General features: G+C 73.1%; 14 protein-coding genes. 9 read left to right on the plus strand and 5 right to left on the minus strand.

What is annotated here, in order from left to right:
• Positions 1-17 precede the first annotated feature (17 nt).
• Positions 18-1,022, plus strand: a complete 1,005-nt coding sequence (locus SXIM_RS05735; protein WP_046723141.1) for an aldo/keto reductase — start codon at positions 18-20, stop codon at positions 1,020-1,022.
• A gap of 90 nt (positions 1,023-1,112) precedes the next feature.
• On the opposite strand, the gene SXIM_RS05740 is transcribed toward SXIM_RS05735, so the two are convergent.
• Positions 1,113-2,681, minus strand: coding sequence for an HtaA domain-containing protein (locus tag SXIM_RS05740; protein ID WP_107073902.1), 1,569 nt, complete (start codon positions 2,679-2,681; stop codon positions 1,113-1,115).
• Positions 2,678-4,141, minus strand: coding sequence for an HtaA domain-containing protein (locus SXIM_RS05745; protein ID WP_046723142.1), 1,464 nt, complete (start codon positions 4,139-4,141; stop codon positions 2,678-2,680). The genes SXIM_RS05740 and SXIM_RS05745 overlap by 4 nt, the downstream gene beginning before the upstream one ends.
• Before the next feature lie 104 nt (positions 4,142-4,245).
• On the opposite strand from SXIM_RS05745, the gene SXIM_RS05750 reads away from it, so the two are divergent.
• The 4 genes from SXIM_RS05750 to SXIM_RS05765 all read left to right on the plus strand — a co-directional run bounded on the left by SXIM_RS05750 (position 4,246) and on the right by SXIM_RS05765 (position 9,080).
• Entirely contained in the window at positions 4,246-5,286 is a 1,041-nt protein-coding gene (locus SXIM_RS05750; RefSeq protein ID WP_046723144.1) for a heme/hemin ABC transporter substrate-binding protein, read from the plus strand.
• The gene (locus tag SXIM_RS05755) at positions 5,283-6,452 is read left to right on the plus strand and encodes a FecCD family ABC transporter permease (RefSeq protein WP_234306916.1); all 1,170 of its coding nucleotides are present in this window, start codon (positions 5,283-5,285) and stop codon (positions 6,450-6,452) included. Before SXIM_RS05750 ends, SXIM_RS05755 begins: the two co-directional genes overlap by 4 nt.
• Positions 6,452-7,303, plus strand: coding sequence for a heme ABC transporter ATP-binding protein (locus tag SXIM_RS05760; protein ID WP_425473482.1), 852 nt, complete (start codon positions 6,452-6,454; stop codon positions 7,301-7,303). The genes SXIM_RS05755 and SXIM_RS05760 overlap by 1 nt, the downstream gene beginning before the upstream one ends.
• Before the next feature lie 268 nt (positions 7,304-7,571).
• Positions 7,572-9,080, plus strand: a complete 1,509-nt coding sequence (locus SXIM_RS05765) for an exopolysaccharide biosynthesis polyprenyl glycosylphosphotransferase (protein WP_046723145.1) — start codon at positions 7,572-7,574, stop codon at positions 9,078-9,080.
• 24 nt (positions 9,081-9,104) lie between these two features.
• Here SXIM_RS05765 and SXIM_RS05770 read toward each other — a convergent pair whose 3' ends face one another.
• Positions 9,105-10,115 (minus strand): GDP-L-fucose synthase family protein, encoded by a 1,011-nt coding sequence (locus SXIM_RS05770; RefSeq protein WP_046723146.1) that lies wholly within the window; start codon positions 10,113-10,115, stop codon positions 9,105-9,107.
• An 83-nt stretch (positions 10,116-10,198) separates the two neighbouring features.
• Here SXIM_RS05770 and gmd point away from each other — a divergent pair, with 83 nt between their 5' ends.
• The 4 genes from gmd (at position 10,199) to SXIM_RS05790 (ending at position 15,546) form a co-directional block, all read left to right on the plus strand.
• Positions 10,199-11,212, plus strand: a complete 1,014-nt coding sequence (gene gmd, locus SXIM_RS05775; protein ID WP_030734776.1) for a GDP-mannose 4,6-dehydratase — start codon at positions 10,199-10,201, stop codon at positions 11,210-11,212.
• Positions 11,213-11,324: 112 nt separating this feature from the next.
• Positions 11,325-14,111, plus strand: coding sequence for a CBM96 family carbohydrate-binding protein (locus tag SXIM_RS05780; RefSeq protein ID WP_246156839.1), 2,787 nt, complete (start codon positions 11,325-11,327; stop codon positions 14,109-14,111).
• Entirely contained in the window at positions 14,108-14,704 is a 597-nt protein-coding gene (locus SXIM_RS05785; protein WP_148236070.1) for a hypothetical protein, read from the plus strand. The genes SXIM_RS05780 and SXIM_RS05785 overlap by 4 nt, the downstream gene beginning before the upstream one ends.
• A gap of 8 nt (positions 14,705-14,712) precedes the next feature.
• Positions 14,713-15,546 carry a glycosyltransferase family 2 protein gene (locus SXIM_RS05790; protein ID WP_030734781.1) on the plus strand — a complete coding sequence of 278 codons (834 nt, stop codon included), beginning with the start codon at positions 14,713-14,715 and terminating at the stop codon, positions 15,544-15,546.
• On the opposite strand, the gene SXIM_RS05795 is transcribed toward SXIM_RS05790, so the two are convergent.
• Positions 15,543-16,682 carry a glycosyltransferase gene (locus tag SXIM_RS05795; RefSeq protein WP_046725457.1) on the minus strand — a complete coding sequence of 380 codons (1,140 nt, stop codon included), beginning with the start codon at positions 16,680-16,682 and terminating at the stop codon, positions 15,543-15,545. The two genes, SXIM_RS05790 and SXIM_RS05795, sit on opposite strands and share 4 nt — an antisense overlap.
• 26 nt (positions 16,683-16,708) lie before the next feature.
• On the minus strand, positions 16,709-17,056 hold the full coding sequence (locus SXIM_RS05800) for a DoxX family protein (protein WP_030734785.1): 348 nt from the start codon (positions 17,054-17,056) through the stop codon (positions 16,709-16,711).
• Between the last annotated feature and the right edge of the window lie 64 nt (positions 17,057-17,120).

Below are 17,120 nucleotides of genomic sequence, written 5' to 3' on the forward strand. Positions count from 1 at the left end.
GCGTGCAGACTCCCCGCATGACGACAACACAACGGGTACTGGGACGCTCCGGGATCGCTGTCAGCCCGCTCGGCTTCGGCTGCTGGGCGATCGGCGGCCCGTGGCAGGACACCGAGGGCCTGCCGCTGGGCTGGGGCGCGGTGGACGACGAGGAGTCGGTGCGGGCGGTACGGCGGGCGCTGGAGCTGGGTGTCACCTTCTTCGACACCGCCGACTGCTACGGCACCGGGCACAGTGAGGAGGTGCTGGGCCGGGCGCTGAAGGGGCGCCGCGAGGAGGTGGTGCTCGCCTCCAAGTGGGGCAACGTCTTCGATCCGGCCACCGGCACCATGGCGCGGGATCCGGATGTCAGCCCCGGCTATGTGCGGCGTGCGCTGACCGCGAGCCTGCGCCGTCTGGGCACGGACCATCTGGACCTCTACCAGTTCCACATCGGCCACGCGCCGCCCGAGGTGGGCGAGGAACTGCGCGAGGTGTGCGAGGAGCTGGTGGCCGAGGGGCTGATCCGGGCGTACGGCTGGTCCACCGATTTCCCCGACCGGGCGAAGGTGTTCGCGGCCGGCGAGCACTGCGCGAGCGTGCAGCTGAACTGCAACGTGCTGGAGGACGCGCCCGAACTGCTGGCGCTGTGCGAGGCGGAGGGGCTGGCGGCGATCAACCGTGGGCCGCTGGCGATGGGGGTGCTGACAGGGAAGTACGACAGTGTCCCGGGCGGCGGCGCGAGCCTGAGCCCCGGGGACATCCGGGCCGAACCGCCGGCCTGGCTGAGGTACTTCAGGGACGGTCGGCTGGAGCCCGTATGGCGGGCGAAGTTCGAGGCGGTGCGTGACGTGCTCACCAGCGCAGGCCGTACCCCGGCGCAGGGCGCGCTGGCCTGGCTGTGGGCGCGCAGCCCGGCCGCGGTGCCGATCCCGGGCATCCGCACCGTGGCGCAGGCCGAACAGAACGCGGCGGCGATGGAGTTCGGGCCGTTGACGGCCGAGCAGCTGATGGACATCGAGAGGCTGCTCGGCCGTCGCTGACCGGCCGGGGCCATGACGGCCGGTGGGGAGGCGCGTGCCCGCCGGCCGGGCGTTGACCGGCGGGCACGCTGTCTGTCGCGGGCTGGACCGTCAGCCCGGCGACAGCGTGCGGCGGCGGGCGGCGTAGAACGCCGCGACACCTGCCGCGCTCAGGGCGGCGGCGCCACCGGCCAGTTCGGCGAGCGGGATACCGCTGCCGGTGCTGGCCAGGGCGCCACCGAGGGCACCGCCGGAGGCGCCGCCCTGGGGGGTGGTGCCGGCCGGGGTGGTGATGGAGCCGGTGCCACCGGGGTTCTCGCCCCTGGGCAGTTCGGCGTCCTCGCTCAGGGCCACCGTGACGGTGAGCGTGTCGAGCGCGGTGCCCGCCGGGTACATCGGGGTGCCGTTGTACGCGAACGCCTCGGAGCCCTCGGCGGTCAGCGTCGCCGGGATGTCCGTGAGAACGATGACGTCGTCCTCGGAGGTGAGGGCGCCGGCCGGGATGTCGAGGTCGGCGACCGTGACGGCGTCGTACGTGCCGTCCTTGGTGACGACATCGGCGATCAACTCGCCCTGGGTACCGTCGATCTCCACCGCGAAGTCGGAGAAGGTGAGGTCGAGGGCGTACCCGCCGCCGGCCTCGGCGTGGCCGAAGAAGCGGACGCTGCCGTCGAAGGCGGCGCCGAGGGTTTCCTCGGTGGTGTCGAACTCGCCCTCGGCGTCGGTGAAGCGGTAGCCGTCACCGCTGTGGACGGCGCCGTCGGCCAGCTCCACATCGCCGTGCGCGATCGGTCCGTTGATGTAGGTGCGGAAGGACTCCTTGACGCCCCAGTCCAGGGTGCCGTCGTGGACGACCCCGGCGGGGATCGGGTCCTCGGCGTCCGGCTCGTCGTCGACGGGGTTCTCACCGTCCGGCTTCTCGGGCTTCTCGGGGTTCTCCGGGTTCTCCGGGTTCTCGGGGTTCTCCGGGTTCTCGGGGTTCTCCGGGTTCTCCGGGTTCTCCGGGTTCTCGGGCTCCGGCTCCGGCTCGGCCGTCTTCGGGGTGACCGTCAGGGTGGCCGGGTCCAGTTCGGTGCCCTCCGGGTACATCGGGCTGCCGTTGTACGAGAACGCCTGCTCGCCCGCCTTGGTCAGCGTGGCCGGGATGTCGGCGAAGACCATCGCGCCGCCGTCGCCCGAACCGGGCCGGACACTCGACAGGTCGAGGCCGGCGACCTCCACGTCCTCGGTGACCTCACCGGCGACGGTGATGTCCGCGACGATGGCCCCCGCGGTGCCTTCGGTGACGACCCGCAGATCGGAGAATTTCACGTCGAGCGCGCCGTGGTGCCCCTCGTAGTGGACGCTGCCGTCGAAGGCGGTGTCCACCCCGTGGGTGGGAAGGTCGTAGCCGCCGGTGCCGTTGGTGAAGCGGAAGGTGGAGTCCGCGTTCGTCTCGGCGCCGTCGGCGGTGGTGATCGAACCGCCGGCTATCGGACCGGAGACGTAGCGGTTGAAGGAGGCTTTGACGCCCCAGTCCAGGGTGCCGTCGATCAGCTCGAAGGAGCTCGCGCCGGGCCGTTCGTCGGCGAAGGCCGGGGCCGCGAAGCCGGTGGTGTACAGCACGGTGGCGGTCGCCGCCGCCAGCAGCATGCCGCCGCGCCGTACGGTACGGGTACGGGCTCGGGTTGCGGTCGTCATGATCGCGTTGACTCCTCGGGTGTTCCGGAAGGATCTTCTGTGTGCCGCGCGCTGCGGCGCCTCGACATGAGGTAGGCGGTGAGGGCGGCCGGCACGAGGACCGTGCCGGCGCCCGCCGCGATGAGGGAGGCGGGGAAGGAAGAGGAGGCGGCGGCCGGTTCGGGCTCGGTTTCCGCGTCGCTCTCCGGTGCGGGGGCGGCCGTCTCCGTTTCCACCGGGTCGCTGCCGATGTCGGGCAGGGCGGGGAGTCGGGCGTCCTCGGTGAGGGCGAAGGCCACCGTGACCGGGTCCATCTGCGTGCCCGGCTGGTACAGGCCGAAGATGTCCGCGCCCTCGTCGGTCAGTTGGGCGGGGGTCTCCTCGATGAGGATCAGGCCGTGGGCCGGGGCCAGCTGTTCCGGGCCGGCGGTGAAGGTGACCAGCGGCTGCCGCTCGCGGGCGCCCTCATCCGTGGTGACATCGGCCGACAGGGTCCCGGTGCCGTCCGCGATGTCCACGCGGACGGCGCTCAGTTCGAGATCGAGGTCGTTGCCGGTGAAGCGCAGCGTTCCGGTGAAACGCGCCTCGGCGGTGCCCTGTTCGGGATCCACGGTGCCCTCGCCCGCCGGGAAGCGGAACAGCGCGCCGCCGTCCTGGGCCCCGTCGCTCAGCTCCCACCGCCCGGCCGCGATGTCACCGGTGACGTACTCGCGGTAGGTGCGCCGTACCCCCCAGTCGACGGCCGCGTCGGTGATCTCCCGGGCGGCGGGCTCCTCTTCCTGCCCGTCCTCGGGCTCCTGACCCGGCTCGGGGCCGGGTTCGGGGTCCTCGGCGGGCAGCGCGGCGCGCTCCGGGGTGTCGGCGGTGAAGGTCACCGGGTCCAGCGCGTCGCCCGCCTCGTAGTAACCGGCGAAGGCGGTCGCGCCGTCACGCGTGAGGGTGGCGGGGATGCCGGAGACCGCCAACTGCGTGCCGCCGCGCAGGTCGACGCCGGAGAGGTCGAGGGAGGCGAGCGGCACCCGGGCGCGGTCGGTGATCTCGCCGCTGCCGCGCGCCTTGCTGCGCACGTCGGCGTAGAGGGTGCCAAAGCCGCCGGAGAGGGAGAGCGTGGGGTTGGAGACGGTCAGGTCCAGTTCGTAGGAGCCGTCCGGCTGCTGGTGCCCCAGGAAGCGCACGCCCCCGGAGTAGGCGGCGGTGGCCGCGCCGCTGTCCGGGTCGTAGGAGCCGGTGGCGGAGTGGAAGCGGAACTGGCTGGTTCCGACCGTGGAGGCCCCGCCGCTGAGCGACCAACTGCCCTGGGCGATGGGCCCGGTGACATAGGTGAGGAAGGAGGACCTGATGCCCCAGTCCAGCCGGCCGCCGGAGACAGAGCGTTCGGCGGCCTGGGCCGTGCCGGGCAGCAGCAGCACCGCCACCAGCGACGGCAGGAGGGCGAGCAGCGCGAGGGCGAGTGCGCGGGCACGCTGGGATCTGGGCAGCATCGACGGGTTCCTTCCAGCAGACCCGGGGCCATGAACTGAGGTTAGGCTAACCTAAGCTACGGGTGGCCAGATCGGAAACCCCGGGCCCGAAAGGCGGACTCCCCGTGACACAACGGCACCTAGTGCGCGGCCCACTTGCCGCACTGCTGCTGCTCGCCACACTCGCCCTCGGCGGGTGCGCGACCGCTACCGGAGGCGGCAGCGGCACCGGGGAGCAGGCCGGCACGGGGCCGGCGGGCCCGGCCGGCGACCCCGCCGACCGCCTCGAACCCCTGGAGGGGCCCGCGCCGGTGCCCGCCCTGCCGGTCACGGTGGACTCGGCGGACGGCGTGGAGATCACGGTGGAGAGCGCCGAGCGGATCATCCCGCTGTCCGGATCCATCGCCGAGATCGTCTACACCCTGGGCCTCGGCGAGCGCGTCGTGGGCCGGGACGTGACCGCCACCTTCGAGGAGGCGGCGGATCTCCCGGTCGTCACCCGGGGCCATGAGGTCTCGGCGGAGAGCGTGCTGTCGCTCCATCCGGACGTGGTGCTGATCGAGTCCACCACGGGGCCGGCCGAAGCCATCGGCCAGATCCGCGGCGCGGGCGTCCCCGTGGTCGTCTTCGACGCCGCCGGGGAACTGGACGACGTGGCGGCCCGGATCACCGCGGTGGCCGGCGCACTGGGCGTGCCGGAGGCCGGGGACGTCCTGAACGACCGTACGGGGCAGCGGATCGCCGCCGTGCGGGCGGACCTTCCCTCCGGCGGCGACCGGCCCCGGGTGGCGTTCCTCTATCTGCGCGGCACGGCCTCCGTCTATCTGATCGGCGGTGCCGAGTCGGGGGCCTCCTCGCTGATCGAGGCGGCCGGCGGCATCGACGCGGGCAAGGAATCGGGGCTGACGAAGGACTTCACCCCGATCACCAGCGAGGCGCTGGTGACGGCGGCGCCCGAGGTGATCCTGGTGATGACCAAGGGGCTGGACTCCGTCGGTGGCATCGACGGGCTGCTGGAGATCCCCGGAATCGCCGAGACCCCGGCCGGCGCGGACCGGCGGATCGCCGACATCCCGGACGGCGTCCTGCTGAACTACGGCCCCCGCACGGACGCGGTGCTGGCCGACCTCGCCGCCCAGATCCACGCCGGGGCCGACGCCGCATGACCGCTCACGACCTCCACCGCGATCGCGGCCACGGACAGGGGGACGGCCGCGGACAAGCCGCCGGGTCCGGTACCGGACGGCCGGTGGACGAGGCCGCGATACGGGTGGCACCGGGCGCCGCGCCCGTGGCTCCGGTCAGGCGCCGACGCGCCGCCCTGCTCACCGCGGGTCTGCTCGCCGCCCTCGTGCTGCTCGCGCTCATCGCCACCGGCACCGGTGCCTACCGAATCGCGCTGCCCGACATCCTCTCCTCCGTCGCCCACCGCACCGGGCTCGGCGGCCAGGCCATGGACCGCACCGCCGAGAGCGTGCTGTGGAACGTCCGGCTGCCGCGCGTCGTCCTCGCGCTGCTGGTCGGCGCCTCGCTCGGCTGCGCGGGAGCCCTGATGCAGGGGGTGTTCGGCAATCCGCTCGCCGAACCCGGCGTGATCGGCATCTCGCTCGGCGCCGCCGTGGGCGCGGTCGCCACGATCGCGTTCGGCTGGACGTTCCTCGGCAACTGGACGGTGACGGCCGCCGCGTTCGTCTCCGGCCTGTTCACCGTCCTGCTGGTGTACGCGCTCTCGCGCTCCGCCGGGCGCACCGAGGTCGTCACCCTCATCCTCACCGGCATCGCCGTCAACGCCTTCGCGGGCGCGCTCGTCGGCCTGTTCACCTTCTTCGCCGACAACGCCCAGGTCAGCCAGATCACGTTCTGGCAGCTCGGTTCGCTCGCCCAGGCCACCTGGCCCAAAGTGCTGGCCGTCCTGCCCTGCGCGCTCGCCGGGCTGCTCGTCGCCCCGCTGTACGCGCGCCGCCTGGATCTGCTGGCCCTGGGCGAACGCCCCGCGCGCCACCTGGGGGTGGACGTCGAACGGCTGCGCATCACCCTCATCCTGGTGGTGGCGCTGCTGACCGCCGCCGCCGTGGCCGTGGCCGGGGTGATCACCTTCGTCGGGCTGCTGGTGCCGCATCTGCTGCGGATGGCGGTCGGGCCGGGTCACCGCTTCCTCATCCCGGGCAGCGCGCTGGGCGGCGCGCTCGTCCTGCTGGCCGCCGATCTCGGCGCCCGCACCCTCGTGGCACCCGCCGAGCTGCCGCTCGGGGTGCTCACCGCCCTCATCGGCAGCCCGTTCTTCTTCTGGCTGCTGCGCAGGACCCGTCGCAGGCAAGGAGGCTGGGCGTGATCCGCCAGTTGCTCACCGGATGGACCGCCCGCGCCCCGCGGCCCCCGGCGCCGCCCGCGCCGGGCCGGCCGCTGGCGCACGCCGCCGGGCTGACCGTACGGCTGGGCGGGCGCGCCGTGCTGGACGGCGTGGATCTGTCGGTCGCCGCCGGTGAGGTGGTGGCGCTGGTCGGCCCGAACGGGGCGGGCAAGTCCACGCTGCTGGCCGCACTCGCCGCCGATCTGCGCCCGGACGCGGGCGAGTTGTTCATCGCGGACCGGCCGGCCGGTGACTGGGACGCCCGCGATCTGGCGCTGCGCCGCGCGGTGCTGCCGCAGTCGGCCGAGCTGTCGTTCCCGTTCGCGGTGGCCGAGGTGGTGGCGATGGGTCGCGCGCCGTGGGCGGGGACACCGCAGGCGGACGACGACGAACGGGCGGTCGCGGAGGCGATGGCGGCGACGGAGGTGACCGCGTTCGCGGCCCGGCCGTTCTCCGCGCTGTCGGGCGGTGAGCGGGCCCGGGTGGCGCTCGCCCGTGTCCTGGCCCAGCGCGCCCCGCTGCTGCTGCTCGACGAGCCGACGGCCGCGCTGGATCTGCGCCACCAGGAACTGGTACTGCGTATCTGCCGCGAACGGGCCGCGGCCGGGCAGGGCGTGGTGGTCGTGCTGCACGACCTCGGGCTCGCCGCCGCGTACGCCGACCGGGCCGCCGTGCTGCACGGCGGGCGGATCGCCGCCGAGGGCCCGCCCGAGGAGATCTTCACAAACGGACTGCTGTCATCCGTCTACCAGTACCCCGTCGACGTACTGCCGCACCCCCATACGGGTGTGCGGTTGGTGATTCCCCGCAGAGCGACTGAATCCAGGCGCTGACACCGGCACATCGGGAAAGATTCGACCAACAACCGCCAAACGGTGGTCCTTTCCCCTAAGCTCTCTGCTGCTGCACGGGCGCGACTCACGGGGAGGTGAGGACGCGCCCTGTTCACGGCTGATTCACCACACCCGCACAACCGTCCGGCCGACCGCGCACCGCCTCCGTACCGCCGCACTTCCGCAACTCAGCACCGCCGCACCGTCGCACCGTCGCACCGTCGCACCGTCGCACCGCGTCCACCATCGCGCATCACCTGGGGGGTCCATGCGTCCACTGGGTACCTCACGCTCCGGAGCCGTCCGAAGACCTTCCGCCGCGAGCGCGCCGCCCCCCACCCGGCGCCGCGACAAACCCGCCTGGTACGCCCCCACCGCCCTGGCGACCGACGCCCTCGGCGTCTTCGTCCCCGTCCTCGCCGCCTTCACCGCCACGGGGGAACCCCGCCCGCTGGCCGCCGCCGCGACCGCCGCCACCGCCTGGGCCGGCGTCCGCGCGGCCCACCACCGCTACGCGTTACGCACCCTCGGGGAGACCCGGGGCCTGCTCAGCTCCCTGCACGACTGGCTCATCCTGCTCGGCCTGCTCGCCGCGCTCCGCGTCCTCACCGGCGAGTCCTCCAGCCTCCTCACCGCCGTCGGCGCCCTCGCCCCGGCCCCGTTCCTCACCGCGCTCGCCGCCGCCCTCACCCACCGCCATCTCACCCGCAGCCGCCGCCGCGCCCAAGCCCTGTGCCGGGTCCTGGTCGTCGGCGAACCGGGCCCGGTGGACGCGGTCACCGCACAGCTCGCCGCCCGCACCGACCACGCCTACGTCGTCATCGGCACCGTCCCCGTCGGCGGCGGCCACCTCACCTGCGGCGCTCCGGAGACCGGCCGGCTCACCGCCGACGAACCCACCCTCACCCTCGCCCTGTCCGAGGTGCTTCCCGAGGGCCCGGACGGCTCCACCGTGCTCGACGCCGCCCGCCGGCTGGAGGCCGACCTCATCCTGGTCGCCCCCGGCTCGCTGCTCACCGGCGACCGGCTGCGCCGGCTGTCCTGGGCGGTGCACGACGCCGGGCTCGGCTTCGTCATCGCCTCCGGACTGAGCGAGGTGGCGCCGGGCCGGGTACGCGTCCAGGCCACCGCGGGACTGAGCCTGCTGCATGTCGTCCCGCCCCTGCGGCGCGGCCCGCAGCCGTTCCTCAAGGCGGCCCTGGATCGTACCGGAGCGGCCCTCGGCCTGCTGCTGCTCGCCCCGCTGCTGGCGGCGGTGGCGCTGGCCGTACGGCTCGACTCCAGCGGCCCCGCCCTCTACCGGCAGACCCGGGTCGGGCTGCGCGGCGAGCCGTTCACCATGTGGAAGTTCCGCACCATGGTCACCGACGCGGAACGGCTGCGCCCGGCGCTGGAGACCGCCAACGACCACTGCGGCGGCCCGCTGTTCAAGATGCGCCGCGATCCGCGCGTCACCCGGGTCGGGCGCTGGCTGCGGCGCAGCTCGCTGGACGAACTCCCGCAGCTGCTCAACGTGCTGTCCGGCCGGATGTCCCTGGTCGGCCCGCGCCCGCCGCTGCCCGACGAGGTGGAGCGCTACGGATCGGCGGCGCTGCGGCGGCTGTCGGTGAAACCGGGCCTCACCGGCCCCTGGCAGGTCGGCGGGCGCTCGGAGCTGTCGTGGGACGAGAGCCTGGCGCTGGATCTGTCCTACGCCGACAACTGGTCGCTGACCGGGGATCTGGACGTGCTGGCCAGGACGTTCCGCGCCGTCGTGGACGGCCGGGGCGCGTACTGAGGGGCGGCACGGGTGATGACACCTCTACGCGATCCGCGCCGCCCGCTCACCGCCCGGGGCCCGCTGGTCCTGCCCGCCCTGCGCACGCCACCAGCGGTAGGTGTCCCGGATGCCGTCCGCCAGCGGCACGGCCGGGGTGAAGCCCAGCGCGCGCAGCCGGGAGACCTCCAGCAGCTTGCGCGGGGTGCCGTCCGGCTTGCCGGTGTCCCAGCCGATGCCCCCGGTGAACCCGGTGGCATCCGCCACCAGAGAGGCCAGTTCCGCGATGGAAAGGTCCTCGCCGCAGCCGACGTTGACCGGGCTGTCCCCGTCGTACCGGCGCAGCAGCAGCAGACAGGCGCGCGCCAGGTCGTCGCTGTGCAGGAACTCCCGGCGCGGGGTGCCGCTCCCCCACAGCACCACCTCCCGGCGGCCGGAGGTGCGCGCCTCGTGGAAGCGGCGGATCAGGGCGGGCAGGACGTGCGAGGTCTCGGGGTCGAAGTTGTCGCCGGGCCCGTAGAGGTTGGTGGGCATCGCCGAGATGTACGCGCGCCCGAACTGCCGCCGGTAGCCGCGTACCTGGGTGATCCCGGCGATCTTGGCAAGGGCGTACGGCTCGTTGGTCGGTTCCAGCGCGCCGGTCAGGAGCGCGTCCTCGGTGATCGGCTGGGTGGCGTGCTTGGGGTAGATGCACGAGGAGCCCAGGAACAGCAGCCGGTCGATGTCCGCCGCGTGCGCTCCGGCGATCACGGACAGCTGGATGCGCAGGTTGTCCTCCAGAAAGGGCACCGGATGGCGCGAGTTCGCCATGATCCCGCCGACCCGGGCCGCCGCGAGCACCACGGCGTCGGGGCGGGCCTCGCGCAGGAAGGCGCCGGTGCGCCCGGCGTCGCGCAGATCCAGCTCGTCACGGGTACGGGTGAGGACCTCGTACCCCTCGGCCGTCAGCAGGCGGGTGAGGGCGGAGCCGACCAGACCGCGGTGGCCGGCGACGAAGATCCGGGCGGCGGGCGGCAGCAGGAGCGGGGGCGCGGGCGAAGGCGCGGGCGACGTCACGCTCCCGGATTCTGCCAGCCCGCCCGCACGCGGCAACGCCGTTTCACACAAGCCGACTTCACATCCCACTGGGGGAACCGCTGATGCCGAGGACCGCGCTGATCACCGGGGTGACCGGGCAGGACGGCTCGTACCTGGCCGAACTGCTGCTGGGGAAGGGGTACACGGTGCACGGGCTGGTGCGCCGCTCCTCCTCCTTCAACACCGAGCGGATCGACCACATCTACCAGGGCCCGCAGGACTTCGAGCGGCGGCTGATCCTGCACCACGCCGATCTGTCGGACGGGGTGGCGCTGGTCAATCTGCTGCGGGAGGTCAGCCCGGACGAGGTGTACAACCTCGGCGCCCAGTCGCACGTGCGGGTGTCGTTCGACGCGCCGCTGTACACCGGGGACGTCACCGGGCTCGGTTCGCTGCGGCTGCTGGAGGCGCTCCGGGCCAGCGGCGTACCGGCCCGGGTGTACCAGGCGTCGTCCTCGGAGATGTTCGGCGCGGCCCCGCCGCCGCAGCACGAGGGGACCCCGTTCCACCCGCGCAGCCCGTACGGCTGCGCCAAGGTGTTCAGTTACTGGTCGACCGTCAACTACCGCGAGGCATACGGCATGTTCGCGGTGAACGGCATTCTGTTCAACCATGAGTCGCCGCGCCGTGGTGAGACCTTCGTGACCCGCAAGATCACCCGGGCCGTCGCCCGGATCGGGGCCGGGCTCCAGGACAAGCTGTATCTGGGCAATCTGGACGCGGTACGGGACTGGGGCTACGCGCCGGAGTACGTCGAGGCGATGTGGCGGATGCTCCAGCGCGAGGTGCCCGACGACTACGTGGTGGCCACCGGGGACGCGGCGACCGTACGGGACTTCCTGGCCGAGGCGTTCGCGGCGGCGGACATGGAGTGGGCGGACCACGTGCGGTTCGACCCCAAGTACGAACGCCCCAGCGAGGTGGACGCGCTGATCGGGGACGCGGGCAAGGCGCGGGAGCTGCTGGGCTGGGAGCCGGCGGTGCGCTGGCGCGAGCTGGCCCGGCTGATGGTGAAGGCCGATATCGCCGCGCTGGAGGAGGAGTTGAGCGGGGCCCGGGTACGGGTGGATCGGTGACCGCGACCGCGGCGTGCACACGCGGGGACCGTGACCACCGCCGGACGGATGGTCACGGATGGATCGGTGAAGGGGAGCGACCGGTGAAGGACGGCGAGGCGGAGTGGGCGCGATGACAGCACGGCAGAACCGGAGTGGGTGGCGGCGGGCCACCGTGTACGGAACGGCCCTGGCGCTGGCCGCCGGGGCCCTGGTGGGAGCCGGCGGCGGGGTCGGCGGCGAGAGCGGGGGCGCGCACGCGCTGACCCCTCCCGTGGGGTTCACCGCGGACGAGCTCCCGACCTGGCAGACGAACGGCATCGTGCACGCCCTGGCGGAGGCGGACGGCACGGTGTTCGTGGGCGGGACCTTCTCCACCATCCGTCCCCCGGGCGCCGCGTCCGGCACCCAGGAGCAGGCCGTGGACAATTTCGTCGCCCTGGACGCCGCCACCGGCGAGCCGGTGACGTGCGATCTGCGGTTCACCGTCGGATCGGGTACGGCGACGGTCCGTGCCCTGGAGGTCTCCCCCGACGGCCAGACGCTGTACGTGGGCGGCACCTTCGGGTCGGTGAACGGCGTCGGGGCCTCCTCGGTGGCGGCCTTCGACCTGCCCGGCTGCACCCGCAAGAGCTTCCCGGTCGCCGCCAACAGCATGGTGCGCTCCTTCGCGGTGAGCGACGACCGGGTCTATCTGGGCGGCAACTTCACCCAGATCAACAGCACCGCCAGGTCCCGGTTCGCAGCCGTGACCCCGGACGGCACACTGACGGACTGGGTCGCCAACGCCGACGAGCCGGCCAAGGCGGTGGAACTGACCCCGGACGGCAGCCGGGTGATCCTGGGCGGCGACTTCTTCACCGTCAACGGCGCCGACTCGCACGCGCTGGCGGTGGTACGGGCCGACACCGGCGCCAACGTCCGCACGTATCCGCTGGGGTTCATCGAGCGCACCTCCACCGTGCAGGACATCGCGGTGGACGCCACCGGCTTCTACACCGGCAACGAGGGCACCGGGTCGGGAGTGTTCGACGGGCGGATCGCCCTCAACCACAGCGACCTCAACGAACGCTGGCGCGACACCTGCCTGGGCGCCACCCAGGCGGTCGAGGTGTACCAGGACGTGCTCTACAGCGGGCACCACGCCCATGACTGCTCCAGCATGGGCGAGTTCCCCGACCAGCCGCGCTACCACCTGTTCGCGCAGTCGGTGAACCACCCCAAGCTGCTGGGCTGGTTCCCCAACACCAACGACGGCCTCGGCGAGGCGCTGGGGCCGCGCGTGCTCCAGGCCGTCCTGGACCACCCCACCGACGACCGCGACTTCCTGTGGGTGGGTGGCGGCTTCACCACCGTCAACGGGCAGCCGCAGTGGGGCCTGACCCGGTTCGCCGACCGCCCGGACACCGGGAATCCGTCCGTGCCCGAGGTGTACGCCTCCTCGCACACACCGGGCCAGATCGAGGTGCACTGGCGGCCCAGCATCGACCTGGACGACCACCTGCTGACGTACCGCGTCTACCGCGACGGCGCCACCACCCCGATCCACACCAGTGAGGTGGAGTCGGTGCCCTGGCGCCGCCCGCAGCAGACCTTCACCGACACGGCGGTGACGGCGGGCGAGACCCACAGCTACCGGGTCACCGCGACCGACGGGGCAGGCAACACCACGGCGCTGTCCACCCCGGTGTCGGCGACGGTCGCCTCCGGAACCCAGCCGTACGTGCAGGCGGTGCGGGCCGACAACCCGCTGCTGTACTGGCGGTTCGACGAGACCTGGGGGAACCTGGTCACCGACGCCTCGGCGAACAACCGGGCCAACGGCGTGCACCGCAACGGCCCGCAGCGCGGCGTCACCCCCGGCGCCGTACCCGGGCCCGGCGCGGCGGGCGTGGGCCACGACGGGTCCGCGACGTACACCTACAGCGACCGCAGTTACTCCGGTCTGACCCGGTTCACGGTCGAGACCTGGTTCAAGACCACCACCACGCAGGGCGGCAAGATCATCGGGCTGGGCAACCGGACCCTGGAGCCGAGCTCGGTGCGCGACAACAACCTGTACATGCTGAACGACGGCCGGCTGTCGTTCGGGGTGTACGACACGGCGCTGCGCACGATCACCAGCGGCGGCACGGCGCGGTACAACGACGGCCGGTGGCACCATGTCGTGGCCTCGGTGGGCGCGAACGGGATGCGGCTGTACGTGGACGGCACACAGGTCGCGAGCAACACGTCCATCACCCAGGTGCGGAACCGCACCGGCTGGTGGCGCGTCGGCGGCGACAGCACGGCGAGCCTCGCCTCCCGCCCCTCCAGCGACTTCTTCAACGGCCAGCTGGACGAGACGGCCGTGTACGGGGCGCAGTTGTCGGCGGCCCGGGTCACCGCGCACTACCAGGCGGCGTCGCAGCCGGTGGACACCGTCACCCAGCTGACGCCGGTGGCCGACACCTACGTCAACGCGGCGGCGGTCAGCGCCAACTACGGCACGCACCAGAATCTGGCGGTGCGCGGCACCCCCGGGTACGAGGCGTATCTGCGCTTCCAGCTGCCGGCCGCCCCCTCCGGGACCGTGCTCAAGAGCGCCGCGCTGCGGGTACGGGTGACGACGGACGCGGTGGCGGGGTCGGTGGACGACTTCACGGTACTGCCGGTCACCGGGAGCTGGACGGAGACGGGCACCACGTACACCGGCAGACCCGCGCTGGGGACGGGCGCGCTGGGCACGCTGAGCGCGCCGGAGTCGGTGGGCGGCACGTACACGGTGCCGCTGACGACGGCGACGGTGCGCGGATCGCTGGGCGGGCAGTTGAACGTGGCGCTGGTAGGGGACGGGGACGACAGTCTGTGGCTGTACGCGCGTGAGTCGGGCGCCGAGGCCAACCGTCCGCAGCTGCTGCTGACGTTCGGGGCCCCGTGATGATGTGGCTGCGGAGGTACAGGCTGCTGTTCGCGCTGGGGCTGCTGGCGACGCTGGCGGGACTGCTGGTGCTGAACCAGTGCTCGGCGCGCAGCGGCGGGGGCCAGGTGACGGTGGGCGCCGGGCAGCCCGGGGCGACGGGGCCGGCCGGGGCACCAGGGGCGGACGGCACGGCGGACGGCGAGGGCCGGGAGGCCGGCGGGGGCGCGGGAGAGCGCGAAGGGGAAGGCGCGGCGGACCCGGATCCGGACCGCGACACGGACCCCGACGCGGACCCCGACGCGGATCCGGGGGCCGCGCCCCAGGGCTCGCCCGCCGGCGGGTCCGCGTCCGGCGGTGGACTGACGGCGGAGCAGCGGGCCTTCGTGACCGAGCTGTCCGGCAGCCCCGACGTGCCGGCCGGTACCGACCCGGCGGCGGTGCTGGAGATCGGCACGGAGGCGTGCGAGCGCCTCGGCTACCTCGACCGGCACGCCACCGGTGAGGAGATCACCGGCGCGCTGCGCGACGGCGAGATCCCGCAGGCGGAGACGGCGATCGAGAACCTGTGCCCCGAGTACGGGGATCTGCTGGACCAGGCCCGAGGAGAGTGAGCGCACCGGTGCGGAAACTACCCATCGTCGTGGTGATCCCGACGAAGAACGAGGCGGAGAACATCACCTCCACGGTGCGTTCCGTCATCCACCACTTCGAGGCCGTCGTCGTGGTGGACTCCGACAGCACGGACGGCACCCGGAAGCTGGCGAAGGCGGCGGGCGCCGAGATCGTCCCGTACACCTGGGACGGGAAGTACCCGAAGAAGAAGCAGTGGTGCCTGGACCATGTGCACCGCGAGAGGGACTGGGTGCTGTTCCTGGACGGTGACGAGACGCCGAGCCCCGAGCTGCTCGCCGAGCTGCGGCGGATCTTCTTCGACGGTCGCGGGGTGAAACCGGCGGCGTTCGACATACCGCTGGGGTACTGGTTCGGCGGGCGGCGGCTGCGGCACGGGTACACCATCGTGAAGCGGGCGCTGCTGGACAGGACCCGGGCCAGGTTCCCCGAGCCGGACGATCTGGACGCGCCGGGGATGGGTGAACAGGAGGGGCACTACCAGCCGTTGGCGCACCCGGCGTTCCGGCTGCGGGCGCCGATCGAGCACCGGGACCTGGACCCGGTGGGGACGTGGTTCGATCGGCACAACCGCTACTCGGACTGGGAGGCGTGGCTGGAGCTGAACCCCGAGGTGCGGGAGCAGATCCGGGTGGCGAAGACCCGGCAGGGGCAGCTGTTCCACCGGGCCCCGTTCAAGCCGCTGGTCTCCTTCGCCTACGCGTATGTCTGCAAGCGTGGCTTCCTGGACGGGCGGGCCGGGCTCGACTACGCGCTGGCGATGAGCTTCTACCGCTGGCAGATCGGGGTGAAGGCGCGGGAGCTGGCCGAGTCCCGGTTCTAGCGGCGGTGTTCGAGTCCCTCGTAGATGCCGAGGAGTTCGCCGACGACGGCGTCGAGGGTGAACCGCCGCCGCACCAGGTCCCAGGCGGCCAGCGAGGCTTTCTCGTTGGCCGCCGGGTCCAGCAGTTCCAGGACGGCGCCCGCGATGTCCTGCGGCCGTTCCACGACCCGCCCGGCGCCCGCCCCGGCGACGTCCGGGGCGAGCCCCGTGGTGGCGGTGATGACGACGGGGGTGCCGACCGACATCGCTTCCAGGACGGAGACGGAGAAGGCGTCCTGGACGGACGGCAGCACGAACACGTCCGCGGCCCGCAACTGCCGCAGCACATCGGGCCCGTCGAGCCCGCCGGGCACGTCGAGCGCGTCGCGTACCCCCAGTTCGCCGGCGAGCGCCAGTGTGCCGGCGAGCGCCCCGGTGTCGGGCCCGGCGAGCACGAACCGCGCGTCCGGGTGCCGGTCGAGCACGGCCGGCATGGCCCGTACGAAGTCCTGCGGCCGCTTCCCCTCCTGCACGCGGGCGAGGTAGAGCACGGTCGGGGGGCGTCCGGGGCCGGGGAGGCGCGTCCGCCGTTCGCGCCCCGGCACTCCGTTGACGAGGCGGTGGGCGGGGGCGATCGGGTCGGGGGCCACGACGGCGGCGGTCTCGCGCCGCTCGCGCTCGGTGAGATGCAGGACGGCGTCGGCGCGCCGGAGCACCCGGCGCATTCCCAGTACGTCCACCAGCTGCGCGACGCGTTTGTCGGTCGGATCGACCATGCCGTGCGTCTGGACGACGAGGGGCCGGCCGGCCCGCAGGGCGATCAGTGCGAAGGGCAGGGTGATCAGGTCCCGCATCAGGTGGACATGGACCACGTCGGCCGAGCGGATGTACGACCGGGCGCGGGCCAGCAGGGCGGGCGAGGTGATGCCGCTCACCTCGAAGCGGGGCAGTACGTGCCGGGCCGGGAACAACCGCACCGGCACCCCGTCCACGTGGCGCGGCAGGGGCTCCCCGGGCGGGAAACCGTCGCCGAGCGCGAGCGTGAGGGCCTCGTGCCCGCGTGCGCGCAGACCCCGGCAGAGGTTGAGCGCCACCCGGGTCGGGCCGCCGAACGCGTGCGTCGGGGTGTGCAATGTGACCACATGAAGAACCCGCACGGGCATCAGTCAAGCAGACCGGCGGTTCAGGCGGAGGCCAGTCGCAGTATCAGGGCGGCGACGGCGAGCAGGCCGGAGACGATGGGCGGGACCAGGCCGCGGTCACCGGCGCGCAGGTGGATGAGGACCGCCCCGATGAAGTAGCAGATCACGCCGGAGGCGGCGGCGGCGCCGAGCGGCACGATCACGAGGCCGGCGAGCAGCCCGATCCCGCCGGCCAGCTTGGTGAGGGCCAGCCGGGGTTGCCAGGCGTCCGGCACGCGCAGGGCGCGGAGGTTGGCGCGGTACTGGGGATTGCCGGACAGGGATACGGCGGCCGTGCCGATGAGTATGGCGGAAAGCAGGGCGCTGACGACGCCATAGGCGATGAACATGACCGCTCCGGGGTGGGGTGGCGCGAGGTGACGCGAGGTGACGGGTGTGTGCCGGAGGACACCC

Origin of the sequence: Streptomyces xiamenensis, from assembly GCF_000993785.3 — a bacterium.
Lineage (GTDB): Bacteria > Actinomycetota > Actinomycetes > Streptomycetales > Streptomycetaceae > Streptomyces > Streptomyces xiamenensis.